Origin of the sequence: Virgibacillus halotolerans (genome assembly GCF_016908515.1) — a bacterium.
Classification (GTDB): Bacteria; Bacillota; Bacilli; order Bacillales; family Amphibacillaceae; genus Virgibacillus_M; species Virgibacillus_M halotolerans.
Genome location: NZ_JAFBEA010000006.1, coordinates 40,315 through 66,573 on the forward strand (window position 1 = coordinate 40,315; position 26,259 = coordinate 66,573).

Here is a 26,259-nt window from a genome sequence, read left to right on the forward strand (position 1 = left end):
AATGAATTGTTTGTGGTGCGATCGCCAAATCATACCGGAAATAAACTGGGAAAACATTTTTATGCTTGCGAAACCTAAATCACTGTGTGGGGAATGTGAAGGGAAATTGGAATATTTACAAGGAAGTCGATGCAAAAAATGCAGTAGATTGTCGGAAGAAGCGGTTTGCCTGGATTGTAAGTGGTGGAATGAACATGCGGAAAGGGATTCCATTGCATTTAATTACTCCATATTTAATTATAATTCATTTATGCAGGATATGATTGCAAAGTGGAAGTACCGTGGTGATTATGTATTGGGGACAGCATTTAAACTGGATTTATTTCAAGTATTTTCTAAACGATTTGCCTTTTTAAAAAACGAGGCATTGCTTGTACCAATCCCATTAAGTGAAGAGCGATTGCGGGAAAGGGGTTTTAATCAAGCTAAAATGTTAGCTGAATTTTTACCATTGCCATGTGAAGAGTTGCTAACAAGGATACACGGGGAAAAGCAATCCAAAAAGACACGGACAGCAAGAATATCTACAAACAATCCATTTAAATTAACAAAAACAGTTAACAAATCGGTCATTCTAGTCGATGATATATATACAACAGGTACAACATTACGTCATGCGGGATCATTACTAAAAGCGCATGGCTGCCCGGAAGTTTATGCTTTTACATTGATTCGGGGCTAATTGGAAATATGCTATAATAAGAGAAGTGGGGGAGTCCACAATGGCTGAATTAGCAAATTGCACACGATGTGATACGCTGTACGTAAAAACGATGCGTGATATATGTCAGGGCTGTTACCAGGAAGAAGAAGCAGCATTTAAAGTGGTATACCGTTTTTTAATGGACCAAAAAAATAGAGAAGCTTCAATGGCTGAAATTGTGGAAGTAACTGGAATAGACGAAGCACTCATTATCAAATTCTTGAAGGAAGGCCGTTTGCAGGCATCACAATTTCCGAACTTAGCGTATGCATGTGAACAGTGTGGCACATCTATCGTTTCTGGACGAATTTGTAGCCATTGCACAGCACAATTAAAGCAAGCATTAAACGAACATGAAGCACTTCAAACAAAATCGCAAAGTAAGCATAAAAGTGATAAAGACAAAACGAATACTTACTATTTCTTTAAATAAAAGCAATCTATACCGATAATAAGAATGAAGAAGATGTAGCGTTTTTTTATAAACAACTAACAATTTAAAGAGGTGAACTTACGATGAAAATCAATGGTCCTAACCAAGCTAATTTCAATCCTTATAAAAGTCATATGCAAAAACAAGCGGATGTAAAAAAGGAAATCAATCGGGAAGACCAATTAGAAATATCCAGCCAGGCAAAACAACTGCAGGAAAGCGAAAAACCGTATGCAAAACGCTCAGCGTATGTTCAACAAATAAAAAATGAAATAGCGTCCGGGGAATATAAAATTGATCCAGATAAAATAGCGGAAAAAATGATTGCTTTTTGGTCGAAAAAATAAAAACGATGCGAAATCATATTTACTTTTACAAGTTCCAAAAAGGGGGCCAGCATGATAACTGTTCAAAAAGTGATTGAATCACTGAAAAAACTAATCCAAGTAAAGTCACATTTATTAAATTTATCACAGGAAAAAACGGAAATTGTTACTGCGGGATCTGTCGATAACTTGCAGGCTTTGCTCGTAAAAGAGCGTAAATATATCCGGCTACTGGAGCAGGCGGAATCAGAACGGGAAACTGCGACAAATGAGTGGATGATAGAAACGCAACAAACCCAACAGAATGTGACCATCACAGAGATGTTAACCAATATAGAGGACGAAAAAGCAAAGCGGGAATTGGAAAAAACAGCAATCCAGTTAACCGACATCATCATTCAGCTAAAACAGCAGGAGCAATTAAATCAGGAGTTAATCAATCAATCGATGCATTTTGTCCAGATGTCACTAGATGTGATGAATCCATCCATCAAGCAGATGAATTATGGAAATAAAAAAGCGACACAGGCAGTTGAACGGTCCGTGTTTGATTCGAAAGCGTAAAGGAGTAAAAAGATGAGTACATTTCATGGTTTGGAAATGGCTAAACAAGCCCTATTTGCCCAACAATCGGCTTTATATACGACAGGACATAATATATCTAATGCAAATACGGATGGTTATTCAAGACAACGTGTTAATTTTGAAGCAATGAATCCATATCCATCTGCATCCCGCAATCGTCCGCAAATCCCTGGACAAATAGGGACGGGCGTTCAAATAGGATCGGTGGAACGTGTTCGTAGTAGCTTTTTAGACTACCAATTTCGTGCGGAAAATAGTAAGTCAGGCTACTGGAATACAAAAGCATCCGCACTGAGCCGTATGGAAGATCTGATGAATGAGCCTTCCGAAAATGGATTAGCAAAAACAATGGATCAATTTTGGCAATCTCTTCAGGATTTGGCTGTCAGCCCGGACAATGCTGGCGCGAGATCTGTTGTAGTGGAACGTGGAGTTGCAGTTGCGGAAACATTTAATTATTTCTCTAAATCACTACATTCGATCCGAGCAGATTTACAAAATCAAACGGATGTTACTGTAAAAGATGCAAATTCATTGCTTCGGCAGATTAACGGAATAAATGAGCAGGTAAAACAGTTAGAACCGCATGGTTATGTAGCAAATGATTTATATGATGAACGGGATCGTTTAATTGATCAACTTTCTAGTATTGTGAACATTAAAGTGACGCATGAGAAAAGTAGTGATGGTGCTTCAGCAATTGCGGAAGGAATAGCCAAAATCGAAGTGGTAGATAGTAATGGGAAGCCATTAGGTGTCACATTGATCGATCCGAGTGGGGAAATAAATGAGATTTCTGTTGCATATACAGAGGAAGCTATGGGTGCTGTAACGTCGCTGGAGGCTGGTGGTATATCTATACTAGATTCTAATGGATCATTAAAAGGACTGATAGAATCCTTTGGTTATGAATCAGATGGGAATGTTTCGGGTGTATATGTAGATATGCTAAAGGATCTAAACAAGATGGCCAAAGCATTTGGAGAAACATTTAATCAAGTGCACCATCAAGGCTATGATCTGGATGGAAATGAAGGTATTGATTTTTTCGAAATAAATGGTGAAGGTGCTGCAGGTTCGATTACCGTGAATCAAGAACTGCTGAATGATGCAGATAAACTGGCGGCAAGCTCCGCTGCAAACAATGCTGGTGATGGAGAAAATGCAGGAAAATTAGCAGATATGTTTAATGAGAATCTCGAGGTCCTGGGTAAGAATACGTCTGTAACTAGTTTCTATCAATCGATAATTGGTGAACTGGGTGTTAATGCACAGGAAGCAATTCGAATGACGGAAAATACGTACACGCTTCGCTCACAAGTGGAAAATCAACGAATGTCAGTTAGTGCAGTGTCACTGGATGAAGAAATGGCAAATATGATTAAATTTCAGCATGCCTATAACGCCTCAGCAAGAAGTATGACGGCGGTTGATGAAATGATTGATCGAATTATTAATAATATGGGGTTAGTTGGAAGGTAGGGATAGTAATGCGGATTACCCAAGGTATGATGTCCGATAACATGCTACGAAATTTATCCAATAGCTACACAAAACTGGATACATATATGAATCAAGTGAGTACTGGTAAGAAGATTAACCGGCCTTCCGATGATCCGGTGATTGCGATGAAAGGGATGAATTATCGTAGCCAGGTTATAGAGGTTGAACAATATATTCGTAATACAAACGAAGTTCATAACTGGATGGATAATTCAGATTCATCGCTTGATAAAGCAACCAGCTCCATGCAAAAGTTACGTGAATTAGCTATCCAGGCAAGTAACTCGACTTATGGATCTGAAGAGCGAAAAAACATTAAGGAAGAAGTTGTACAACTAAAAGAACATCTTATAGATATTGCAAATACGAAAGTAAATGGGAAATATATTTTTAATGGAACAAATACAGAAACAGCACCAATAAAAGATGGTGAGTATAACTTTTCCGGGGGAGCGGTCAATATAGAGGTTTCTAATGGAATAAAGATCCAGGCAAATGTGGATGCAAGTTCCATTTTTGGTAAAGAATTATTCGATGATATCGATAAATTTATTGTTGCTTTAGACAGTGATGACCAGGAAGCTATTCAATCCAGTATCGACTCGATAGATGATAATATTAATAATGTGATCAATGCTCGGGCTAGTCTTGGCGCACGAATGAATCGTTTGGATTTGATCGAGAATCGATTGAATGAACAAAATATTATCGCGACCAAAATGATGTCAGAAAACGAAGATGTTGATTATGAAAAAGTCATTACGGATTTAATCACACAGGAAAGTCTGCATCGTGCTGCTTTAGCTGCTGGATCAAGAATCATTCAACCATCATTAATAGATTTTCTAAGATAGTATGAAACCCTGACCCGAGAAGGGTTTGGGGTTTTATTGTTTAAATAGGAGTGCTGTAAAAAATGCAAATTCCACAAATTAGTATGCAATCACAAATGGCACAAATTCAAATCAGACAAACAAAAGGAATACAGGAAATAAGACAGCCAAACGCTGAATTATCGATTCAACAACCACATGTAGCATTATCAATTCAAACCACACCGGCAAAATTGCAAATAGATCAGACGCAGGCATGGGAGGATATGAACTTGATGCATATTTTTAGGCAGAATGAAAAAGCTGCAGAAGAAGGTAAAAATAGTTTACTAGAAGGTATAGGACGAAGGGCGGAACAAGGATCAGAACTAATGAAGCTTGAAAATGTAGGGACCCCAGTCATAAACCAGGCAATAATGGATGGTAATCGGCAAAACAAATCGCTGGGGATAAAATTTATACCTTCCCAATTTGCTGTAAAGACAAGCTATGAACCGGCACAGGTCCAAATCGAGGTTCAGACGAATAAGCCCATAGTGGAAGCGAGCACACAAAAACCGATACATAACTTTGAACGTGGGACGGTCATGGTAGATATGGAGCAATATCAGCAACTCGAAATGGATGTTGTCTATAACGACTAAGAAAGGACGAGAAAGCATGAAAATAAAAACAAAATATTTAGGGGAAGTCCAAATAGAAGTGGAAAAAGTTATCCATTTCTCAGCCGGAATCCCAGGATTTATTGATGAAACAGAATTTGTTCTTTTGGATTTGCCTGATAATCCCGCTTTCCAAATTTTACAATCCGTACAATCAGAGGACATAGCGTTCATTGTAACTAATCCATATCCTATTTACACAGATTATACGTTTCATCTCGACGACAGTATATTAGCAAACCTACAAATAAAAAATGAAGCGGATGTAGTTGTTTTAGCGATTGTGACATTGAAAAAACCATTTTACACGAGTACATTAAACCTAAAAGCTCCGATTATTATTCATTCTGGAAATATGCATGGAAAACAATACATTTTGAATCAGGGGGATTACCTGACCAAAGCTCCAATTGCACCAAATCATGCTGCTACATTGAAAGGGGATTAATCATGCTTGTTTTAACGAGAAAAATGAATGAATCGATTCAAATTGGTGATAACATCGAGATAAAAGTGCTGGCTGTAGAAGGGGATCAAATCAAACTGGGAATTGATGCACCAAAATCATTGGATATCTACCGCAAAGAAATATACGCAGCAATTCAACAGCAAAATAATGAAGCAGCCGATATTTCCCTTGATTTATTTTCCTTATTAAAAGATAGCAGCCAAACTGAAAAGTGAATCCTTTACAATTTTTATTCTCCAGCCGATATAAATAATAAAGATAGCGGGATGAGGAGTTGCAAGCGAAATGGAAATTGAAAAAGTGATGAATGGATCACAGCCTCTGCAAAGTAGTGAACCAAATAAGCAAATGACAATAGCGACGGATAATCAAGCATTACATAAAGATATGATATTACATAAGGATCGGGTTATTACCCAAAAAGAAGTAGAAACAGCGGTGTCTAAACTAAATCAAATGATCGAACCACTTAGAACCGATCTGAAATTTAAATACCATGAGAAATTAAATGAGTATTATGTAACTGTGGTAAATCCGCTGACGAGTGAAGTAATTAAAGAAATCCCACCGGAGAAAATGCTGGATATGTATGCTGAAATGGCAGAATTAATGGGAATTCTAATTGATAGAAAGATATAAGAAGGAGTGATTTATCATGCGCATTGGCGGGTTGGCTACAGGAATGGATATTGATGCACTTGTTGAAAAGTTAATGTCTGCTGAACGAATTCCATTGGACAAAATGAGCCAGGACAAAACAACATTGGAATGGCAACGGGATAGTTTTCGTGATATGAATTTGAAGCTATCAGAACTGGATAAGATGATGTTAGATATGAAAATGAGTAAAACGTATAATTCAAAAACGATCAGTTCTTCTCAAGAAGGAGCAGTGACTGCAACAGGCTCATCCAGTTCCTCGAATGGGACGTATGAAATTGCAGTTACACAGCTTGCAAGTTCTGCGATCAATGTAAGTCAAGAGGAATTGGATATTGATCCTAATAAGACATTGAAGGAGCTTGGAATCGATATTGGCTCGGAAATCAAATTTTCGACGTACGATATAGAGGAAGAAAAGATGGTTGAGCATACCGTACAAGTGACCGATAGTGATACGCTAAATAGTGTCTTAAGTAAATTTAACAAGGAAGATAAAAACGTTCGTGCTTTTTATGATCCACAGTCAAAGAAAGTGTTTCTAGAAACAACTAGAACCGGTAATTATAATAAAGACGGTGCGGAAATCGTTTTTGAAAACAACTCGCCCTTTGTCAAAAATTTGAAGTTAACTGGTAAAGAGGTAGGTGGAACAGACGCCGAATTTCATTATAATGGCATTGAAATGACTTCTAAGGACAACTCCTATAAATTGAACGATATTACGTTTCAATTTAAAGCTGTTACAGATGGCGATGCTACATTGACCGTTACCAATGATGTGGAAGCTTCATTTGAATCCATCATGAAATTTGTTGATAAATACAATGAAGTAATCGAGACATTAAACGAATCACAACGTGAAGAAAAATTTCGTGACTTTAAACCATTAACCGACGCAGAAAAAAAGGGAATGTCTGATAAAGAAATTGAACTGTGGGAAGAACGGGCCAAAAGTGGCATCCTTAAAGGTGAGTCAGCTATTTCAAATGGTTTGTTTTCTATGCGTCAAAGCTGGTATGCCCAAGTGGAAACAGGTGGCGAGTTCACATCTTTAACTCAAATAGGTATTAAAACATCTGCCAATTACATGGATGGTGGCAAGTTAATTGTGGATGAGGATGCATTGAGAAATGCACTACAGCAAAATCCGGATGATGTGCAAAAGTTATTTTCCAGTAGTAAGAAGGACGAAAGCCGTGGTCTTGTAAATCGACTGGAAGATTCCATTAAATCAACAATGGATCAAATTCGTAACCGAGCAGGAAATGGCACGGATACACTTGAAAATTACACATTAGGGAAACGAATGAAAGACTTAAATAATCGAATATCTTCATTCGAAGATCGACTCACACAGGTGGAAACACGTTACTGGAATCAATTTACCGCAATGGAAAAAGCAATATCACGTATGAATCAGCAATCGGAACAATTATTTTCCCAATTTGGCGGGGGTATGTAAAGTTAAAAAAGGAAAGGAATGAAGAGACCAATGTCATCTAATAAACCATTTCAAGCTTATCAGAATAACGCTGTTAACACAGCTTCAGGTGGGGAGTTAACACTGATGCTTTATAACGGCTGTATTAAATTCATCAAACAAGCAATGAGGGATATGAATGATCAGAATTATGAAGCGAAAAATAGCAACATTCAGAAGGCGCTAAACATCATTCAGGAATTAATGCTGACGTTGGATCAAGAAGTAGAAATTTCCCAGCAAATGCTGCCATTATATGAATATATGCAGCATCTGCTCAAAACGGCTAATATAAATAATGACTTGAAAAAGCTTGAGGAAGTATTACAGTTTGCGGTTGAATTTAGAGATACATGGAAGCAAGTTGTAAAAACATCTCGTCAGAAACAATTTGTCCAAGGTGCACATATATAATGAATCGTTTACTGGATGTATATGACGTAACATGGCAGATGAAGGAAGTATTAAAACAGGAAATCACAGTAAAAAACCGTGAGCAGGTAATCGAGCAGGTCAACCAATTAGTTGAAGCAAGAGGAAAGCACATGGAAAAATTGGCTGCGCCGTACTCGGAAGCTGAGAAGGTCCTTGGCAAAAAAATAATTTTACTAAATGATCAGATTGAACAAACCATGGAAAAAATATTTAATGTGTTAAAAAGCGAAATGAAACAAGTAAAAAAACAAAAACAGTCTAATCGAAACTATACCAACCCCTATGAACATGTTCAAACGATGGATGGAATGTTTCTTGATAGCAAAAAATAGCAAAAAACGCAAAAAGACACCTGAAAATAAGAACTGTTCCCGGAAATATAGACAGTTTAGAAAAAAGGGTGTCTTTATTTTTATATCCACGAATGTTGTACAGTAGTGGTTTTAATCAGGCAATTAAGTGGATCTACAAATTGTTACAAAGTTTTAAATGGTTTAAGCAGGAAAACTTAGGGGAAACATAGTATAATATAAGTATGAAAGGAGGACACTTTTATGAAATTTAACATTCGTGGTGAGAATCTTGAGGTGACAGGATCTATACGGGAGTATGTAGAAAGAAAGATTAGTAAATTAGAAAGATATTTTGATACACCGCTAACATCCGATGTACATGTGAATTTAAGTGTCTATAATGATGAGCAACGGATTGAAGTTACCATTCCGATGACAAACTTATTATTGCGTGGAGAAGAGCAGCATTTAGATTTATACGCTGCAATCGACTTAGTTGTCGACAAATTAGAAAGACAAATCCGGAAATATAAGACAAAAGTAAATCGTAAATTCCGGCAAAAAGGCTCTCCAAAACATGTATTTGCTGAATTGGAAAGAGAAGCAAATAACATTGCATTGGAAGAGGCTTCCGATGAAATTGACATTGTAAGAACGAAACGATTTAATTTGAAACCGATGGACTCTGAAGAAGCGGTATTACAGATGGACATGTTAGGACATGCATTCTATGTGTTTACAAATGCTGATTCCGATGAAACAAACGTAGTCTATCGTCGAAAAGACGGAAAGTACGGTTTGATTGAGCCTGAAGTTGATTGATAGAGATAAATGATTGAATAAAGTATAGGCGATCCTTATAATAAGGATCGCCTTTTATATTGGATTAGTGTAAAAATAGGGAGAGTCATGTATTGAAGTCTACCGGGAAACAAAGTGTCCAGAGCGTTTCTTATGAATTTGTCGGAATTTGACGAACGAAAGACAGAAATTGAATTTTGTAAGCGATAAATGCTCTTAAACTGCAAAACTTGTAAAAATAGCATGTCGAAATCTATGTTTTCTATGCAGAAACATGTCGAATTGGAGCCGAAAATCAAAAAACAACAACTAGACTTTTTGCCTATACACATGTTATAAATGAGTCAATAGAACTACAAAGGAGTGAAGGAAATGAGCGTGGAAGAGCAAGCAATCCTAGATCAATTAGCAAAAAAAATTGATCAGCAGGAAAAAACGATTACACAGCTTGTTGAAATCATTGCAGCAACAAATCGGAGAATTACAGATTTGTCTATCCAACAAAAGAAAAGCGGAAATCAATTTTTACTATCATAAAAATAATATCCACAATCCTAGTCTTTTTATAAAAAAAGACTCCTCGCACGTTCCCTAAATGCCAAAGGGTAGTTTATCCTCAAACTACCCTTTTTATTTTGGTGGGAATAAGAATATAAAAAAAGCAATATAAAGTGAAAATTCATTCGGTAGGAGGTTTCCCTCATCTGAACCAACGCTTCTTTATGAAGATTCGAAACAGAAGTTGTTGGCATACACGTTTGGATAGTGTTATTATTAATATTGGATCATATTAAGGGTAATAATCTTAAATAAATTATTCATATATGTTATTATTAGCGGTATTTAGCTAATTTATTTTAAGGAGCGTTTATAATGGCTGGAATATTGACGAAAATTTTTGGTGATGGAAATAAAAAACAATTGAACCTGATTCAAAAAAGGGTTGACGAAATAGAAGCATTAGAAGCGGATATTGAAAAACTTTCCGATACAGCATTGCAGCAAAAAACGGAGGAATTCAAAGAACGCTACAACAATGGAGAAACAACCGATGATTTACTTGTCGAAGCGTTTGCGGTTGTTCGTGAAGCGTCTAAACGGGTGCTTCATATGCGCCCGTTCCCCGTTCAGATTATTGGTGCTATTGCACTCCATGAAGGCAATATTGCTGAAATGAAAACAGGGGAAGGTAAAACATTAGCATCAACCATGCCTGCCTATTTAAATGGGATTACTGGCAAAGGTGTGCATATTATTACGGTAAATGATTACTTGGCAGAACGTGACGCAAGAGAAATGGGTGTATTATATAATTTTCTTGGTTTGACTGTTGGTTTAAATGGAAACGGGTTGTCTAAAGAAGAAAAGAGAGAAGCCTATGCCTGTGATATCACTTATGGTACTAACAATGAGTATGGGTTTGATTATTTACGGGATAATATGGTGCTATATAAAGAACAAATGGTACAGAGCCCGTTGAATTTTGCCATTATTGATGAGGTCGACTCCATTTTAATTGATGAAGCCAGAACACCTTTAATTATTTCTGGCTCTGCAAAGAAATCTGCATCTTCCTATCAGCAGGCAAACGGTTTTGTAACTACGTTGCATGCCGAAACAGATTACACGTATGATGAAAAAACAAAAGGTGTCCAACTTACAGAAGAAGGAATTAACAAGGCGGAGCGTTATTTTTCTATAGAAAACTTATTTAACCTTGATAATGTCTCCTTAACCCATCATATTAATCAAGCATTAAAGGCGCATGTTTCGATGCACCGTGATGATGACTATGTTGTAGAAGATGATGAAGTTGTGATTGTTGATACCTTTACCGGCCGTCTGATGAAGGGCCGTCGTTATAGTGATGGGCTGCATCAGGCAATTGAGGCAAAAGAAGGATTACAAATTCAAAACGAAAGTATGACACTTGCTTCCATTACATTCCAAAACTTTTTCCGTATGTATAATAAGCTTGCAGGTATGACAGGTACTGCGAAAACAGAGGAAGAAGAATTTAGGAACATTTATAATATGGACGTTATTGCTATTCCGACAAATCAATCAATCGTACGTGATGACCGTGCAGATTTAATATATAAATCGATGGAAGGTAAATTTCGTGCCGTTGTTGAGAATATTAAAGAACGCCATGAAACTGGACAACCAGTTTTAGTCGGTACAGTAGCTGTTGAAACATCTGAATTAATCGCGCAGCTATTGAAAAAAGCTGGTGTCAGACATAATGTACTAAACGCTAAGAACCACTTTAGAGAGGCTGAAATTATTGAAAATGCCGGTCAAAAAGGTGCGGTTACGATAGCGACTAACATGGCTGGACGTGGAACAGATATTAAATTAGGCGAAGGTGTCAAAGAAGTTGGCGGACTCGCTGTTGTTGGTACGGAAAGACATGAATCCCGCCGAATTGATAACCAGTTGCGTGGTCGTTCCGGTCGTCAGGGAGACCCAGGGGTGACTGAGTTTTACTTATCCATGGAAGATGAACTCATGCGCCGTTTTGGCTCGGATAATTTAAAATCGATGATGGAACGTCTGGGAATGGACGATGACCAGCCAATTGAAAGTAAAATGGTTTCCAGAGCAGTTGAATCGGCACAAAAAAGGGTTGAAGGTAATAACTTTGATGCACGTAAGACGGTACTATCCTATGATGACGTACTAAGAGAACAACGTGAAATTATTTATAAGCAGCGGTTCGATGTGATTGATTCAGATGAAAACCTGCGTGAAATTATAGAGAATATGATTGTGTCATCTGTTGAGCGCGTTGTTGCAGCACATACACAGGATGACGATGAGGATAATTGGGAACTGCAGACCATTATAGAGTATGCACATGGTAATTTATTAGATCCGGAAGACATTTCAGTGGAGGATCTGAGAGGAATTGAGCCTGAAGAAATCACAGAACTACTGATGAAGAAAATACGGGAACGTTATGATGAAAAAGAAACGGAACTCGAACCGGATCAATTTCATGAATTTGAAAAGGTTATTTTACTACGTACCGTAGATTCGAAGTGGATGGATCATATTGACCAAATGGACCAGTTACGTCAAGGTATTCATTTACGGGCTTACGGGCAAAATGATCCATTAAGGGAATATCAGTTTGAAGGATTTGCGATGTTTGAGGAAATGATTGCAAACATTGAGGATGAGGTTGCGAAATATATTATGAAAGCTCAAATTCGTGATAATCTAAAACGCGAGGAAGTTGTTAAAAATACACAGGCAGTTTCCGGCGACGGAGAAGAAAAGAAAAAATCGCGAAAACCATTTGTGAAACAAGATAACATCGGCAGAAACGACCCATGCCCATGTGGCAGTGGTAAAAAATATAAAAATTGTCATGGTAAGTAAAGCATTGGCACTCCCATATCTGGGAGTGTTTTCATGCAATTAATTAACAGAGGTGAATGTGATGGAATTAGTAGAAATTAGAAATGAATTGGATAAAATTGCTTCACGCGTTGAAGATTTTAGGGGGTCTCTTTGACTTAGATGTCAAAAAGGAACGAATAGAAGAGCTGGAAATGCGAATGGCAACACCTGACTTTTGGAATAATCAGGATGAGGCACAAAAAGTAATTGATGAAGTGAATGGGTTAAAAAGTTATGTCAATAAATTTGAGGAAATTGAAGAAGGTCTGGACGATCTCGAAGTAACGTATGAGTTAGTGAAGGAAGAAGAAGATCAGGAATTGTTTGAAGAACTCAATCAAGAAGTAACCGAACTAATCAAAGAGATCAATAACTTTGAATTACAAATGCTTTTAAGCGAACCCTATGATGCGAATAACGCTATACTTGAATTGCACCCAGGTGCAGGTGGAACAGAGTCCCAGGACTGGGCCAGCCTACTCTTGCGCATGTATCAGCGCTGGGCAGAGAACAAGAATTTCAAAGTGGAGACACTAAATTATTTGCCTGGTGATGAAGCAGGTGTAAAAAGCGTAACATTATTAATTAAAGGACATAACGCATATGGTTATTTGAAAGCGGAAAAGGGTGTGCATCGCTTGGTCCGTATTTCACCATTTGATTCTTCCGGACGTCGTCATACATCTTTTGTATCCTGCGATGTATTGCCAGAAATGACTGAGGATACGGGAATTGAAATTAGATCAGAGGATCTTAATATAGATACGTACCGCGCAAGTGGAGCTGGAGGCCAGCATGTAAACACGACGGACTCGGCTGTAAGAATTACCCACATCCCAACAAATATTATTGTGACATGTCAAAATGAACGATCACAAATTAAGAACAGGGAAGCTGCAATGAAGATGCTTAAATCAAAATTGCATCAGGTGGAAATTGAAAGACAGCAGGAAGAAATTTCTGCTATCCGGGGAGAACAAAAAGAAATTGGTTGGGGCAGTCAAATTCGATCTTATATCTTCCATCCATACTCGATGGTCAAGGACCACCGCACACATTTAGATATTGGAAATACCCAAGGGGTGATGGACGGGGACATTGATCCGTTTATCGATGCCTATTTAAGATCACAAATTGATTAATCACAAGCTATATTTGTTATCAATCAGATTAGTTAATTTCATAAATTTGTCATAAACAGTTGAATCATTGATGCCATAAGGTTAGATGGCAATCGAAAGAACAATTATTTTAGACGATGTTTTAAAATGGCGAAATTAGGTTATAATGTACATGATAACTTATCTACAATTTGTGAGGGGGATTTATTAATGAAAAAATGGTTATTTGCAGTTTTATTCGGCTCGGCTCTTGTACTTGGTGCATGTGGTGGGGGCGGAGATGATGGTGCTAGTGAAGATAAAGGTGAAGATAACGGCGCTGTAGATAGTGCAGCAGCGGAAGATATATTCAAAAGCAATTGTTCTTCATGCCATGGCGCAGACCTCTCCGGTGGTGCAGGACCTGACTTAACAAAAGTTGGCGCTGACCATTCCAAAGCAGACATTGAGGATATCATCCAAAATGGTAAAGGCGGTATGCCAGCTCAGAAACAAGTAACTGGTGATGACTTGGATACACTTGCAAGTTGGTTAGCGGAAAAGAAATAATTAATCTTAAGTTCGTGTAATATTAGAGACTTGACTTCCAAAAAAAGAGGTCAAGTCTTTTTTGTATGCTAATTTCTGATCAAATTAACAGGGCAGTAATGTTTGAAATACAAATGTAATAATTTTATAGCCAAAAAACATGTCGAAAGATGTTATACTGTAAAAAGCAATACGGAAAAAGGTCGATTGCTTCTACGATTGTACATATAAAAGAACAAAAATCGATACCAGTAGCAACACTAAAACAATAAAAAGGTTTGATATACGTATGATATTAATGAAAGATGTTTATAAAACATACTCCAACGGGGTTACTGCTCTAAATAGTTTAAATGTTGATATTGATCAAGGTGAATTTGTATACATTGTTGGTCCAAGCGGAGCCGGTAAATCCACTTTTGTAAAGTTAATTTACAGAGAGGAAAGGCCTACCACTGGATCTGTTTTTATTAATAATGTAGATTTAAGCACATTGAAAGAACGTAAAGTTCCTTACTTGCGGAGGGACGTAGGTGTTATATTTCAGGATTTTAAGTTACTACCTAAACTAACAATCTATGAAAATATTGCATTTGCACTCGAGGTCATTGAGGAATCGCCACGCGCGATTCGCAAACGGGTCATGGAAGTGTTGGAACAAGTTGGATTAAAAAATAAGGCAAGAGCGATACCGGACGAGCTATCAGGTGGAGAACAGCAGCGGGTTTCTATTGCCCGGGCAATTGTTAATCACCCTAAAATTGTTATTGCGGATGAGCCCACAGGAAACCTGGACCCAGATACTTCATGGGAAATCATGCGTACATTTGAAAAAATAAATGCAAGTGGAACAACAATTATTATGGCAACACATAGTAAAGAGATTGTTAATACGATTAAAAAGCGTGTGATAGCCATCGAAGGCGGACTAATTGTTAGGGACGAGAATCGGGGAGAGTATGGCTATGAAATTTAGAACAATGACACGCCATATACGTGAAGGGTTTAAAAATATTGCACGTAATGGTTGGATGACAGTCGCTTCTATTGCTGCGGTAACAACAACTTTGATTTTAGTAGGTGCATTTTTGGCATTAATGCTGAACTTGAATCAAATGGCAAATAAAGTAGAAGAAGACGTAAAAATAAATACATTAATAGATAGAACTGCAGATCCGGATGTTATTACAGAGCTAGGCAAAGAAATTAAAGATATTAATGGAATAGACTCGGTTGTATTTTCGTCTAATGATGAAGAACTGGAAAAATTAATCAATAGTATGGGGGACGATGGAAAATCCTGGGAGTTGTTTGAACAGGATAACCCGTTAAACCATGTTTATATTATCAGGGCGCAAAACCCTGAAGATACAATGAAGATAGCGGAAAAAGTTGAAAAACTCGATGGTGTTCAGGAGGTCAACTACGGAGAAGATGTAGTTCAGCGCTTATTCGAGTTTAATAAGTACGCGAGAAACATCGGACTAGTTTTAATTATTGGATTGGTATTTACAGCGATTTTCCTTATCTCCAATACGATTAAAATTACTATTATGGCCCGGAGCAGAGAGATTGGAATTATGAAATTGGTTGGAGCAACCAATGGATTCATTAGATGGCCATTCTTTGTGGAAGGCTTGCTGCTTGGTGTGATTGGATCGATTATTCCGATTGGAGTTGTTTTAGGCGGATATGATTACTTAGAGAAAGTTGTTAGTGGACAAAACAAATATGCCTTTGTGGATATATTACCGTTTAATCCATTTGCATGGCAACTTTCCCTTATTATTCTAGCAATCGGTGCACTCATTGGTACATGGGGAAGCGTAATGAGTATCCGGAAGTTCCTAAAAGTATAAATATAAAATAAAAAACAACAAATACAGATCGTATTATGTTCAAGTGGAAGGGGATTTACGAGGTGAAGAAAGTTTACTCGTTTGCGCTGATTTCTGTTTTGTTCCTTACAACAGTTACCGTAAATGTTGGTCAAGCATCAGCAGAATCAATTGACGGTTTAAAAAATAAAATTAATGAACTGGAAAAAGAACAAGAAGAATTAAATAAAAAACAAGGCAATATTGATAATGATAAGTCAGAGGTAGACGGAGATATAGATAAAAATCTCGGTAAACAAAGTGACGTTTCATCGGAAATTAATGATATCGATGAAAAATTATCCAACACAGAAAGTGATATTGATAATAAGGAAAATGAAATAACAGAAACGAATCAGAAAATAGAGGATCTAAAGAATAGAATAGAAGCTTTAAAAGAAGAGATTATTGTTTTAAAAGAACGGATTGAAAAACGGGAAGCATTATTAAAGGATCGCCTGCGCGCTATTCAACAAACTGGCGGAGATATGAAATATATTGAAGTGATTTTGGGTTCCAAAAGCTTTGGCGATTTTATCAGCAGATCTGGTGCGGTTAACACAATTATGAACCAGGATAAAACAATTATGGAAGAACAAACTGCTGACAAACTTGCATTAGAAGACAACAAAAAAGAAGTTGAAAGCAGCAAAGTAGAGGTAGAAGAAAGAAAAGTTGCCCTTGAGGACCAAAAGAAAGAATTGGTTGCACTTAAAGGACAATTGGACGAGCAAAAAGATCAACGAAAAACATTGATGGCGCAACTCGAAGAAGAGCATGAAGATTTGGAAGATCATAAACTATCGCTTGAGGAAGAAAAGCAAATTCTAGCTGCACAAACTGATGCAAACAAAAAAGCGGTACAACTTGCTGAACAAGAAAAGGGTAACCTGGAACAACTAGCGAAAGAAAAAGCGGCAAAAGAAAAAGCTGCCGAGGAAAAGGCGGCCAAAGAACAAGCAGAAAAGGAACAGCAACAAGCACAAGCTAAAGAGAAAAGCGCTGGTTCCAACAACTCCAGTTCTAAATCGGAATCCAGTTCAAGCAAGACTGCAAGTACAGCTAGTGCACCAGCATCTACGCCATCATCAAGTGGTGGGGGCGGGAAGTTTATCTGGCCTGCAAATGGTCCTAAAACTTCTGACTATGGTTGGCGGTCCCACCCGATATCTGGCGGAAAAAAACTCCATGCAGGGATGGATATCGGTGTTGGAATTGGGACACCACTACAGGCTGCGGCTTCTGGTGTTGTAATTTCGGCAGGCGCAATGAACGGTTATGGGAACACGATTATGATATCTCATTCGATAGATGGACAAAGCTATACAACGCTATATGCTCATTTAGATAGTGTCTCTGTTTCAGCTGGACAACACGTTAGTCAAGGACAAACAATTGGTGCTACAGGAAACACAGGCGGATCTACCGGACCGCATCTACATTTCGAAATCCATGAGGGTGGCTGGAATGCAGCAAAAAGTAATTCTGTGGATCCATTAAAATATTTGCGTTAAATTTTTAAGTGTTCTTTTTTAATAAAACATGTATAAACTAAATAGTGGAAAGGCATCGCCCATTACGGTGCGATGTCTTTTTTTAAAATGATGTAGAGTAAACCATAGTCAGAATGGGTCGTTCGTGATATGCTTTTGTATATTATATAGCGCATTCAGTGAAAGCATTAGATAAGTTGGGGTGAAAAGATGAATTTTAAAAAGGCACATATTGTTCTTTTATTGATTGCTGCTTTGGTTTTAGGGTTTGCCGGGGCGTATACTGGTGTAAAAATGGCTCAGCCTAGTGAATCTGAAAACACAACGAATCAGCAGCAGAAAGAGGATGCATCCACTGCACAAGGTGACCAGAAAGAAGTAAGTCTTCCAGAAGACATGGATAAAATTGGCCAGGCCATCAGTTTAATCAAACAAAATTATTTGGAAGGCGCTGAAGACCAACAATTGGTTGAAGGGGCAATCCAGGGAATGCTCGCAACGCTGGACGATCCGTATAGTACTTATATGGATGTGGAAATGATGAAAGAGTTTGATGAACAAATAGAATCTTCTTTTGAAGGTATTGGGGCGGAAGTAAGCAAGGTTAATGATGTTGTAACCATCGTGTCCCCAATCAAAGATTCACCTGCTGAAAAGGCCGGATTAAGACCAAATGATCAGGTGTTGTCAGTTGACGATGAAAGTTTGGATGGTTTAGATTTAAATGAAGCAGTTAATAAAATTCGTGGTGAAAAAGGCTCGAAGGTCGTAATAAAAATCCAACGAGCGGGGTCCGAAGAACCATTTGAAGTTGAACTTACGCGTGATAAGATACCGGTTGAAACGGTATATAATGATGTAAAAACGATTGATGGCAAGAAGACTGGTGTACTGGAAGTCACCAATTTCTCTGAACACACTGCTGAGGAATTTGAAGAGCAATTAACGCAGTTAGAGGATGATGGCATTGAGGGATTGGTCATCGATGTTCGTGGAAATCCGGGCGGGCTTCTAGATGTTGTTGAAGACATGCTAGCGTTGTTTATTCCAAAGGATATGCCATATATGCAAATAGAGGATCAGAACGGTGAAAAAACACCTTATTACTCTGATCTGGATAAAAAGAAAGATTATCCAATTAATGTAGTCGTTGATGAGGGAAGTGCATCTGCATCAGAAATTCTAGCGGTTGCGATGAAGGAAGCAGGATATGATATTGTTGGTGATACCAGCTTTGGAAAAGGAACTGTCCAACAAGCTGTTCCATTGGGAGATGGCAGTACAATTAAGCTTACATTCTTTAAATGGCTTTCACCAAAGGGTAATTGGATCAATGAAAAAGGTGTTGAGCCGACAGTAGCAGTTTCTCAACCAGATTATTTCTATACAAATCCGATTCAAATAGATAAACCATTAACATACGATCATACCGATAAGAAAATAGCGAATGTACAAACCATGTTAAGCGGGCTTGGTTATGACACAGGACGTACGGATGGTTATTTCAATAAAGAAACGGAAGCTGCAGTTAAACAATTTCAAAAAGAGAATGATGCGAAATCAACGGGCGAAATTGACAAAGACACTGCAGGCATGATAGAAGCAGAAATTATGCAGAGAATTCGTGATGGTAAAGATGATAAGCAATTGGAAAAAGCATTAGATGAGCTATATTAAGACTGTTTCTTAAAAAAAATTTTAAGTAATGAATCTTAAAAGTCGGTATAAATTGTGACTAATTGGAATGTTGCTTTTCGCAGGAGTTGACTACCATCCGTTTCAATCAACGGTTATAAATGGGATCTGGCATTCATTGCACAATAATAGCGAAGTGTATTTCCGAAGCGGTAAGACAAGAAACTCGGGTTTATTCCGTCGCAGTTTATATCAATAGCAACAAAGAATACGAAAACAGCCTATATTGATTGCTTAGTAGGAAATCCGCGGGTACTGCCCGCGGATTTTCATATGGAATGAACTGATTATTTCTGCTTCAACAAATAGGAAAAATTCGACAAATACCGAATATATTATTACAATAATAGAAAAGTGATATATTTTAAAAAACAATTAGGAAAAGAAGATGTCTATCGTTGAAATCAGATGATAAGGTATTCTCACAGATAACAGCTTTGCTGGAAGGTGATCATTATGACGGAAGCATGGTTAATTGAAATTGTAAAGGCAATCGGTAAAATGTTTATGAACCCATTATTATACTGGATGTTTCTGCTGCTCTTCTTAGCGGGTTATAAGCGGATAAAACAGGAACGAATGGATTTTGGGTTTAAAGTTTTCGATGTTTTTACAGAATGGAAGCGAACATGGGTATTATCTCTTGTTTCAGGAATTGTCCTATCGCTCCTTATTATTGGTACTGGAGTTGTTTTTTTCTATGAAACAATGCTGCTACTGTGTATTATTGCAATCTTATTAAGTTTTACATTAAAATTTACGATGTTATCTGCAGGTTATACAATTGGAATTACTTATTTACTATTAATATTTTTACCATTTTTATTGGAAAATCAATCTTATGTGGCAACGGATTTATTTTCGCAAACGAATTTCACTGGTTTATCCCTGCTATTAGGATTGTTTTTGGTGATAGAGGCCATTCTATTGCGTACAATTAAACGGAATGCGTCCCTTCCAAGTGTCATCATTGGGAATAGAGGCTTACCGATTGGACAACATCGGATCAAAAGATTGGGCTTTATTCCATTTTTTGCTTTAGTTCCTGCTGGTATGATTACGCCGTTTGCTCCATTTTGGCCCTATTTTTCGATCGGCGAAACCTCATATAGTTTAATCGTCGTTCCTTTTATTATAGGTGTGGATTATCTGATAAGAGGGAGTTTACCTCGATTAGCAGCGGCTCGATTAGCAAAAATGACCGCTTATTTAGCAGTTGTGGTCTTACTCATTGCAATCGGCAGTATCTTTGTATCGTGGTTGTCGCTCGCTGCTGTATTGGTGGCAATCATCGGCAAAGAATGGATTCGCTATGATCACAAAGTGAAAGACCGACAAGGCTTGGCTTATTTTCACCCATTAAATGAAGGCTTAAAAGTCTTAAGTGTCATACCTGGAAGTCCTGCAGATCGCCTTGAGATTCTTGTAGGGGAGACTATTTCTAAAGTCAATGGGAAAAAGGTGAATAGTGCTGATGCATTTTACTTGGCATTACGTGAAAGTGGAGCGACTTTTAAATTGGATATATTGGACGACGCAAATGAGGTACGTTTTCTTCAAAGTGCTTTGTATGAAGGGGATCACTACGAATTAGGACTCGTATTTATAACAGAGCCCTATCGTCGTAAATAATCAGATGCTTTAACAGTAGATTAGAAGACAGTTTAATTTTATTTGGAAAAACATTGGTCAACAATTGCCGATGTTTTTTCTGTATATATGGGCTTAAATGATTTTATTATCCTTATAAAGGGTATTATAGTAAATAGGGATTGTAAGCAAATGATTCGAATGTTCGTTCGCGTTTGTGTTAAAATAAGTTATTATATGTGGTAAACTAGTAGGATAGAGGAGAACGGAGGCTTGCATTGTGAAAAATAAATTTGAGCTTGTGTCACAATATATGCCAGCTGGGGATCAACCAGCGGCTATTCAAGAATTAGTAGATAGAATTGTAGCCGGCCAACGGCATCAAACATTACTTGGTGCAACCGGAACAGGTAAAACATTTACCATGTCAAACGTTGTGAAGGAGATCAATCGACCAACGCTGGTGATTGCGCACAATAAAACATTGGCGGGTCAATTATATAGCGAGTTTAAAGAGTTTTTCCCAAATAACGCCGTGGAGTATTTTGTTAGTTTTTACGATTACTATCAACCAGAGGCGTATGTACCATCCACGGATACATTTATTGAAAAAGATGCAAGTATTAATGAAGAAATAGATAAACTGCGACACTCTGCAACTTCATCTCTGTTTGAGCGGAATGACGTATTAATTGTTGCGAGTGTATCATGTATATATGGGTTAGGTTCACCTGAGGAATATGGGAGTCATGTCCTTTCACTAAGGATGGGAATGGATATGGATCGGGACCAGTTATTACGTGAACTCGTCGACATCCAATATGCCCGCAATGACATTGATTTTAAACGTGGTACCTTTCGTGTACGAGGTGATTCGGTCGAAGTTATCCCCGCATCGAGGGATGAAGAGTGTGTTCGTATTGAATTTTTCGGTGATGAAATTGACAGGATACGGGTTGTAGATTCATTAACCGGAGAAATCATCGGGGATCGTGAACATGTAGCTATCTTCCCGGCATCTCACTATGTTACACGTGAAGATAAACTGAAAAAGGCGATTGCAAACATAGAGAAAGAACTGGAAGAGCGGTTAGTTGTTTTACGAGAAGAGAACAAACTTCTGGAAGCGCAAAGAATTGAACAGCGGACCAATTATGATATAGAAATGATGAATGAAATGGGATTTTGCTCTGGTATCGAGAACTACTCCAGACATTTGACCTTACGGGAGGAAGGCGCGACACCATATACCTTGTTTGATTATTTCCCGGACGACTTTCTTGTCGTTGTGGATGAGTCACATGCAACGCTACCACAAATCAGGGGAATGTATAACGGGGACCAAGCCAGAAAAAAAGTACTGGTGGAACATGGGTTTCGGCTTCCATCCGCATTAGATAACCGTCCATTAACATTTGAAGAATTTGAAGAAAAGACAACACAGCTTGTCTATGTTTCCGCTACACCAGGACCTTACGAGCTGGAACATTCACCGGAAATGACCGAACAAATTATTCGTCCGACAGGGTTGCTCGATCCGGAAATTGAAGTTCGTCCGATTCACGGTCAAATTGATGACCTGATTGGGGAGATAAACAAACGCACGGAACGGAATGAACGGGTACTTGTGACGACCTTGACGAAAAAGATGTCTGAAGATCTTACCGATTATTTAAAGGAACTTGGTATGAAGGTAGCCTATTTGCATTCTGAAATAAAAACGCTGGAGCGTACAGAAGTAATTCGGGATTTACGGATTGGAAAATATGATGTATTGATCGGGATCAATTTATTGCGTGAAGGACTGGATATTCCAGAAGTTTCACTGGTTGCCATTCTGGATGCCGATAAAGAAGGATTCTTACGATCTGAAAGGTCGCTGATCCAGACCATGGGGCGCGCTGCCCGTAACGAGCATGGAGAAGTAGTAATGTATGCAGATAGGATTACGAACTCCATGGAACAGGCAATCAATGAAACAGACAGACGTCGTGGCATACAAGAGGCGTACAATCAAAAACACAACATTACACCTAAAACTATTAAGAAAGAAGTACGTGATGTGATCCGGGCAACGGTAGCGGCGGAGGATCAGGAATCATATGGCAAAAAGGAAAAGAGCTTAACAAAACTATCGAAAGCAGAAAAAGGGAAAGTAATCGACCAAATGGAGAAAGAAATGAGGGAAGCTGCCAAAGCGCTTAATTTCGAAAAAGCTGCAGAGCTTCGCGATATCGTATTGGAACTTAAAGCTGAGGCGTAAAACTTATCGCAGTTTGACGGGCAGTTAAAGCTCTCACACTGAATGAAGTTTGATTATATTTTTCATGTGGAAGGATGACAGGTTCATGCCGAGTAAATCAATTAAAATACAAGGTGCTAGGGCACATAATTTAAAAGATATAGATGTAACAATCCCTAAGAATAAATTGGTCGTGATGACAGGCTTATCGGGATCAGGGAAATCATCATTAGCGTTCGATACCATTTATGCAGAGGGACAGCGTCGTTATGTCGAGTCTCTCTCTGCCTATGCCAGGCAATTTCTAGGACAAATGGATAAACCGGATGTGGACGCGATCGAGGGCTTATCGCCTGCAATATCGATCGACCAAAAAACAACGAGTAAAAATCCACGATCAACGGTAGGAACGGTAACGGAAATTTATGACTATTTGCGGCTGCTCTATGCCCGTGCCGGACGTCCAACTTGTCCAAGACATGGCATTGAAATAAGCTCGCAAACCGTACAGCAAATGGTAGATCGTATTTTAGAATATCCAGAGCGGACGAAATTACAAATTCTGGCTCCTGTTGTTTCTGGTCGTAAAGGTGAACATGTAAAAACGTTTGAAAAGTTGAAACAAGAGGGATACGTGCGCATTCGCGTAGATAAAGAAATGAAAGAAGTTACCGATGAGATAAAGTTGGAGAAAAACAAAAAACATTCCATTGAAGTTGTTGTTGACCGTATCGTTGTAAAAGAGGGCGTAGAAAGCCGGCTTAGTGACTCGATTGAAACAGCACTTTCATTGGGCGATGGTAATATTATTGTCGATATTATTGATCAGGAAGAATTGATGTTTAGTGAAAATCATGCCTGTCCTATTTGCGGATTTTCAATTGGTGAACTCGAACCCCGCCTATTTTCCTTTAATAGTCCATTTGGAGCCTGTCCGACTTGTGATGGTTTAGGTACGAATCTCGAGGTGGATCTTGATCTGGTAATTCCAGACTGGAATGTATCGCTAAAGAAACATGCCATTGCAGCATGGGAGCCAATTAGCTCACAATATTATCCACAGCTTCTGAAAAGTGTTTGTGATCATTACGGAATTGATATGAAAATCCCCGTGAAGGATATTCCAAAAGAACAGATGGATAAAATATTGTATGGCAGTGGCAAAGAAAAAATCCATTTTTACTATGTGAACGATTTTGGAAATGTGCGAGATAATGATATTCAATTTGAAGGTGTATTGAACAATATTGGACGCCGTTATCGGGAAACATCGTCCGATTTTATTCGTGAATCATTAGGTAAATATATGGCACAAACGAACTGTCCGACATGTCTTGGCTACCGATTAAAAGAGGAGGCTCTAGCCGTACGCATTAATGGCAAGCACATCAGCAATGTCACAGATTTTTCGATTGTCGAGGCACGGGATTTCTTTGAAAACTTAAATCTAACTGAGAAGGAAAGACAAATTGCCAGGATGATTTTGAAAGAAATAGATAACCGACTTGATTTTCTGAATAACGTTGGCCTGGACTATTTAACATTATCGCGTGCAGCCGGAACACTTTCGGGTGGGGAGGCGCAACGTATTCGTCTAGCTACACAAATTGGTTCAGCGCTAACAGGTGTATTATATGTACTTGATGAGCCTTCAATCGGTTTACATCAGCGGGACAATGATCGATTAATTAGTACATTGAAGAGGATGCGTGATCTTGATAACTCACTGATTGTCGTAGAACATGATGAAGACACAATGATGGCAGCGGACTGGTTGATCGATATCGGGCCAGGAGCCGGTGAGCATGGCGGAGAAATTGTTGCCAGTGATACACCAGAAAATGTCATGAAAAATAAAGAATCGCTCACAGGGAAATATTTATCCGGAGAAAAATTTATCCCTCTACCTGTAAAGCGCCGCAAACCAACAAAACGAAATATAGAAGTCGTTGAAGCTTCTGAAAATAACTTGAAAAACGTGTCAGTTAAATTTCCAATTGGTTTAATGACAGTCGTTACCGGTGTATCCGGATCGGGAAAAAGTACCTTGGTTAATGAAATATTATTTAAGGGGCTTTCCCAAAAGTTGTATCGCGGTAAACGTAAACCTGGAAAACACAAAAGGTTGAATGGCGTTAAGCAAATTGAAAAAGTAATTGATATTGATCAGTCGCCGATTGGTCGAACACCACGTTCCAATCCGGCGACATATACGAGTGTTTTCGATGATGTCCGAGATGTTTTTGCGCAAACAAATGAAGCAAAAGTACGCGGGTATAAAAAAGGACGGTTTAGTTTTAATGTCAAAGGTGGTCGCTGTGAAGCCTGCCGTGGTGACGGGATTCTTAAAATTGAGATGCATTTTCTTCCTGATGTCTATGTGCCATGTGAAGTTTGTAATGGGAAACGTTATAATCGAGAAACGTTGGAAGTGAAATATAAAGGAAAAAGTATTGCCGATGTATTGGAAATGCGAATTGAAGAAGCATTAGATTTCTTCGCTCCGATTCCGAAAATTAAACGAAAACTGCAAACGATGTATGACGTTGGTTTAGGCTACATTAAACTTGGACAGCCGGCAACAACCTTATCGGGTGGAGAAGCACAGCGGGTTAAATTAGCGAGTGAGTTGCACAAACGTTCTGACGGGAAATCGTTCTATATTTTAGATGAACCAACAACCGGACTGCACACAGATGATATTAGACGATTATTGGATGTATTGCAGCGGCTTGTTGATAATGGGGATTCTGTATTAATCATTGAACACAATCTTGATGTTATTAAAACAGCGGATCATATTATTGACCTTGGTCCTGAAGGCGGAGACCGTGGTGGACAAATTATTGCTACAGGTACACCAGAGCAAATTGCCGCGGTAGAGGATTCGTATACCGGCCGTTATTTAAAGCCTGTTCTAGAACGGGATCGGAAGCTTACAGAAGCTATGGTTGAGCAACGGGAAAAAGTGACTGCCAAGCAATGATGGTAGCAGGAAGCGGTTGAGGCTTCCTGCTTTATCTGTTTTGACTGGTTGACGAAGCTATTGTTGACAAATAACTTACCCAATTCCAGACAAATTTTTTGACGCAACTGTATCATTCACGTAAGGTAAAATA

The 26,259-nt window shown here is 38.4% G+C and carries 25 protein-coding genes; all 25 read left to right on the top strand.

The window, feature by feature from the left end; all coding sequences use genetic code 11:
* Position 1: 1 nt before the first annotated feature.
* Entirely contained in the window at positions 2-682 is a 681-nt protein-coding gene (locus tag JOC34_RS14260) for a ComF family protein (protein WP_205137445.1), read from the top strand.
* Between the two features lie 40 nt (positions 683-722).
* Positions 723-1,136: a TIGR03826 family flagellar region protein gene (locus tag JOC34_RS14265; protein ID WP_205137446.1), complete on the top strand. Its 414-nt coding sequence runs from the start codon at positions 723-725 to the stop codon at positions 1,134-1,136.
* An 83-nt stretch (positions 1,137-1,219) separates the two neighbouring features.
* A complete protein-coding gene (gene flgM / locus JOC34_RS14270; protein WP_205137447.1) occupies positions 1,220-1,483 on the top strand; it encodes a flagellar biosynthesis anti-sigma factor FlgM in 264 nt (87 codons plus the stop codon).
* Positions 1,484-1,534: 51 nt separating this feature from the next.
* Positions 1,535-2,026 (top strand): flagellar protein FlgN, encoded by a 492-nt coding sequence (locus JOC34_RS14275; protein ID WP_205137448.1) that lies wholly within the window; start codon positions 1,535-1,537, stop codon positions 2,024-2,026.
* Positions 2,027-2,038: 12 nt separating this feature from the next.
* Complete coding sequence (flgK, locus tag JOC34_RS14280) at positions 2,039-3,529, top strand: flagellar hook-associated protein FlgK (RefSeq protein WP_205137449.1); 1,491 nt, start codon at positions 2,039-2,041, stop codon at positions 3,527-3,529.
* 8 nt (positions 3,530-3,537) lie between these two features.
* On the top strand, positions 3,538-4,404 hold the full coding sequence (flgL, locus tag JOC34_RS14285; protein ID WP_205137450.1) for a flagellar hook-associated protein FlgL: 867 nt from the start codon (positions 3,538-3,540) through the stop codon (positions 4,402-4,404).
* Between the two features lie 62 nt (positions 4,405-4,466).
* Positions 4,467-5,027 (top strand): DUF6470 family protein, encoded by a 561-nt coding sequence (locus JOC34_RS14290; RefSeq protein WP_205137451.1) that lies wholly within the window; start codon positions 4,467-4,469, stop codon positions 5,025-5,027.
* A 16-nt stretch (positions 5,028-5,043) separates the two neighbouring features.
* Positions 5,044-5,493, top strand: coding sequence for a flagellar assembly protein FliW (gene fliW / locus JOC34_RS14295; protein ID WP_205137452.1), 450 nt, complete (start codon positions 5,044-5,046; stop codon positions 5,491-5,493).
* 2 nt (positions 5,494-5,495) lie between these two features.
* A complete protein-coding gene (gene csrA, locus JOC34_RS14300) occupies positions 5,496-5,729 on the top strand; it encodes a carbon storage regulator CsrA (protein WP_205137453.1) in 234 nt (77 codons plus the stop codon).
* 70 nt (positions 5,730-5,799) lie between these two features.
* Positions 5,800-6,153 carry a flagellar protein FlaG gene (gene flaG / locus JOC34_RS14305; protein ID WP_205137454.1) on the top strand — a complete coding sequence of 118 codons (354 nt, stop codon included), beginning with the start codon at positions 5,800-5,802 and terminating at the stop codon, positions 6,151-6,153.
* A gap of 16 nt (positions 6,154-6,169) precedes the next feature.
* Positions 6,170-7,639: a flagellar hook-associated protein 2 gene (locus JOC34_RS14310; RefSeq protein ID WP_205137455.1), complete on the top strand. Its 1,470-nt coding sequence runs from the start codon at positions 6,170-6,172 to the stop codon at positions 7,637-7,639.
* 30 nt (positions 7,640-7,669) lie between these two features.
* A complete protein-coding gene (gene fliS / locus JOC34_RS14315; protein WP_205137644.1) occupies positions 7,670-8,071 on the top strand; it encodes a flagellar export chaperone FliS in 402 nt (133 codons plus the stop codon).
* Entirely contained in the window at positions 8,071-8,424 is a 354-nt protein-coding gene (gene fliT, locus JOC34_RS14320; RefSeq protein ID WP_205137456.1) for a flagellar protein FliT, read from the top strand. The genes fliS and fliT overlap by 1 nt, the downstream gene beginning before the upstream one ends.
* Positions 8,425-8,646: 222 nt before the next feature.
* Positions 8,647-9,207, top strand: a complete 561-nt coding sequence (gene hpf, locus JOC34_RS14325; protein WP_205137457.1) for a ribosome hibernation-promoting factor, HPF/YfiA family — start codon at positions 8,647-8,649, stop codon at positions 9,205-9,207.
* A gap of 351 nt (positions 9,208-9,558) precedes the next feature.
* Entirely contained in the window at positions 9,559-9,723 is a 165-nt protein-coding gene (locus tag JOC34_RS14330) for a hypothetical protein (RefSeq protein WP_205137458.1), read from the top strand.
* Between the two features lie 336 nt (positions 9,724-10,059).
* The gene (secA, locus tag JOC34_RS14335; protein WP_205137459.1) at positions 10,060-12,573 is read left to right on the top strand and encodes a preprotein translocase subunit SecA; all 2,514 of its coding nucleotides are present in this window, start codon (positions 10,060-10,062) and stop codon (positions 12,571-12,573) included.
* A 61-nt stretch (positions 12,574-12,634) separates the two neighbouring features.
* Positions 12,635-13,736, top strand: a protein-coding gene (prfB, locus tag JOC34_RS14340; RefSeq protein WP_205137460.1) for a peptide chain release factor 2 whose coding sequence is annotated in 2 segments (ribosomal slippage) — positions 12,635-12,706 and positions 12,708-13,736 — 1,101 coding nt in all. Because the reading frame shifts where the segments join, the coding sequence is not laid out codon by codon here.
* A 189-nt stretch (positions 13,737-13,925) separates the two neighbouring features.
* The gene (gene cccB, locus JOC34_RS14345; RefSeq protein ID WP_205137461.1) at positions 13,926-14,264 is read left to right on the top strand and encodes a cytochrome c551; all 339 of its coding nucleotides are present in this window, start codon (positions 13,926-13,928) and stop codon (positions 14,262-14,264) included.
* A 268-nt stretch (positions 14,265-14,532) separates the two neighbouring features.
* Positions 14,533-15,219 carry a cell division ATP-binding protein FtsE gene (gene ftsE / locus JOC34_RS14350; protein ID WP_205137462.1) on the top strand — a complete coding sequence of 229 codons (687 nt, stop codon included), beginning with the start codon at positions 14,533-14,535 and terminating at the stop codon, positions 15,217-15,219.
* Positions 15,209-16,102, top strand: coding sequence for a permease-like cell division protein FtsX (ftsX, locus tag JOC34_RS14355; RefSeq protein WP_205137463.1), 894 nt, complete (start codon positions 15,209-15,211; stop codon positions 16,100-16,102). The genes ftsE and ftsX overlap by 11 nt, the downstream gene beginning before the upstream one ends.
* 62 nt (positions 16,103-16,164) lie before the next feature.
* A complete protein-coding gene (locus tag JOC34_RS14360) occupies positions 16,165-17,634 on the top strand; it encodes a peptidoglycan DD-metalloendopeptidase family protein (protein ID WP_205137464.1) in 1,470 nt (489 codons plus the stop codon).
* Between the two features lie 189 nt (positions 17,635-17,823).
* Positions 17,824-19,290 (top strand): S41 family peptidase, encoded by a 1,467-nt coding sequence (locus JOC34_RS14365; protein ID WP_205137465.1) that lies wholly within the window; start codon positions 17,824-17,826, stop codon positions 19,288-19,290.
* Between the two features lie 474 nt (positions 19,291-19,764).
* Positions 19,765-20,940: a PDZ domain-containing protein gene (locus JOC34_RS14370; protein ID WP_205137466.1), complete on the top strand. Its 1,176-nt coding sequence runs from the start codon at positions 19,765-19,767 to the stop codon at positions 20,938-20,940.
* A gap of 238 nt (positions 20,941-21,178) precedes the next feature.
* Positions 21,179-23,161: an excinuclease ABC subunit UvrB gene (gene uvrB, locus JOC34_RS14375; protein ID WP_205137467.1), complete on the top strand. Its 1,983-nt coding sequence runs from the start codon at positions 21,179-21,181 to the stop codon at positions 23,159-23,161.
* Between the two features lie 85 nt (positions 23,162-23,246).
* The gene (gene uvrA / locus JOC34_RS14380) at positions 23,247-26,126 is read left to right on the top strand and encodes an excinuclease ABC subunit UvrA (RefSeq protein ID WP_205137468.1); all 2,880 of its coding nucleotides are present in this window, start codon (positions 23,247-23,249) and stop codon (positions 26,124-26,126) included.
* The last annotated feature ends 133 nt before the right edge of the window (positions 26,127-26,259 follow it).

What these genes read in the sequence shown, in the direction of transcription:
- JOC34_RS14260 (WP_205137445.1), top strand. Translation starts at nt 2, where the DNA reads ATGAATTGTTTGTGGTGCGATCGCCAAATCATACCGGAAATAAACTGG.
- JOC34_RS14265 (WP_205137446.1), top strand. Translation starts at nt 723, where the DNA reads ATGGCTGAATTAGCAAATTGCACACGATGTGATACGCTGTACGTAAAA.
- flgM (WP_205137447.1), top strand. Translation starts at nt 1,220, where the DNA reads ATGAAAATCAATGGTCCTAACCAAGCTAATTTCAATCCTTATAAAAGT.
- JOC34_RS14275 (WP_205137448.1), top strand. Translation starts at nt 1,535, where the DNA reads ATGATAACTGTTCAAAAAGTGATTGAATCACTGAAAAAACTAATCCAA.
- flgK (WP_205137449.1), top strand. Translation starts at nt 2,039, where the DNA reads ATGAGTACATTTCATGGTTTGGAAATGGCTAAACAAGCCCTATTTGCC.
- flgL (WP_205137450.1), top strand. Translation starts at nt 3,538, where the DNA reads ATGCGGATTACCCAAGGTATGATGTCCGATAACATGCTACGAAATTTA.
- JOC34_RS14290 (WP_205137451.1), top strand. Translation starts at nt 4,467, where the DNA reads ATGCAAATTCCACAAATTAGTATGCAATCACAAATGGCACAAATTCAA.
- fliW (WP_205137452.1), top strand. Translation starts at nt 5,044, where the DNA reads ATGAAAATAAAAACAAAATATTTAGGGGAAGTCCAAATAGAAGTGGAA.
- csrA (WP_205137453.1), top strand. Translation starts at nt 5,496, where the DNA reads ATGCTTGTTTTAACGAGAAAAATGAATGAATCGATTCAAATTGGTGAT.
- flaG (WP_205137454.1), top strand. Translation starts at nt 5,800, where the DNA reads ATGGAAATTGAAAAAGTGATGAATGGATCACAGCCTCTGCAAAGTAGT.
- JOC34_RS14310 (WP_205137455.1), top strand. Translation starts at nt 6,170, where the DNA reads ATGCGCATTGGCGGGTTGGCTACAGGAATGGATATTGATGCACTTGTT.
- fliS (WP_205137644.1), top strand. Translation starts at nt 7,670, where the DNA reads ATGTCATCTAATAAACCATTTCAAGCTTATCAGAATAACGCTGTTAAC.
- fliT (WP_205137456.1), top strand. Translation starts at nt 8,071, where the DNA reads ATGAATCGTTTACTGGATGTATATGACGTAACATGGCAGATGAAGGAA.
- hpf (WP_205137457.1), top strand. Translation starts at nt 8,647, where the DNA reads ATGAAATTTAACATTCGTGGTGAGAATCTTGAGGTGACAGGATCTATA.
- JOC34_RS14330 (WP_205137458.1), top strand. Translation starts at nt 9,559, where the DNA reads ATGAGCGTGGAAGAGCAAGCAATCCTAGATCAATTAGCAAAAAAAATT.
- secA (WP_205137459.1), top strand. Translation starts at nt 10,060, where the DNA reads ATGGCTGGAATATTGACGAAAATTTTTGGTGATGGAAATAAAAAACAA.
- cccB (WP_205137461.1), top strand. Translation starts at nt 13,926, where the DNA reads ATGAAAAAATGGTTATTTGCAGTTTTATTCGGCTCGGCTCTTGTACTT.
- ftsE (WP_205137462.1), top strand. Translation starts at nt 14,533, where the DNA reads ATGATATTAATGAAAGATGTTTATAAAACATACTCCAACGGGGTTACT.
- ftsX (WP_205137463.1), top strand. Translation starts at nt 15,209, where the DNA reads ATGAAATTTAGAACAATGACACGCCATATACGTGAAGGGTTTAAAAAT.
- JOC34_RS14365 (WP_205137465.1), top strand. Translation starts at nt 17,824, where the DNA reads ATGAATTTTAAAAAGGCACATATTGTTCTTTTATTGATTGCTGCTTTG.
- JOC34_RS14370 (WP_205137466.1), top strand. Translation starts at nt 19,765, where the DNA reads ATGACGGAAGCATGGTTAATTGAAATTGTAAAGGCAATCGGTAAAATG.
- uvrA (WP_205137468.1), top strand. Translation starts at nt 23,247, where the DNA reads ATGCCGAGTAAATCAATTAAAATACAAGGTGCTAGGGCACATAATTTA.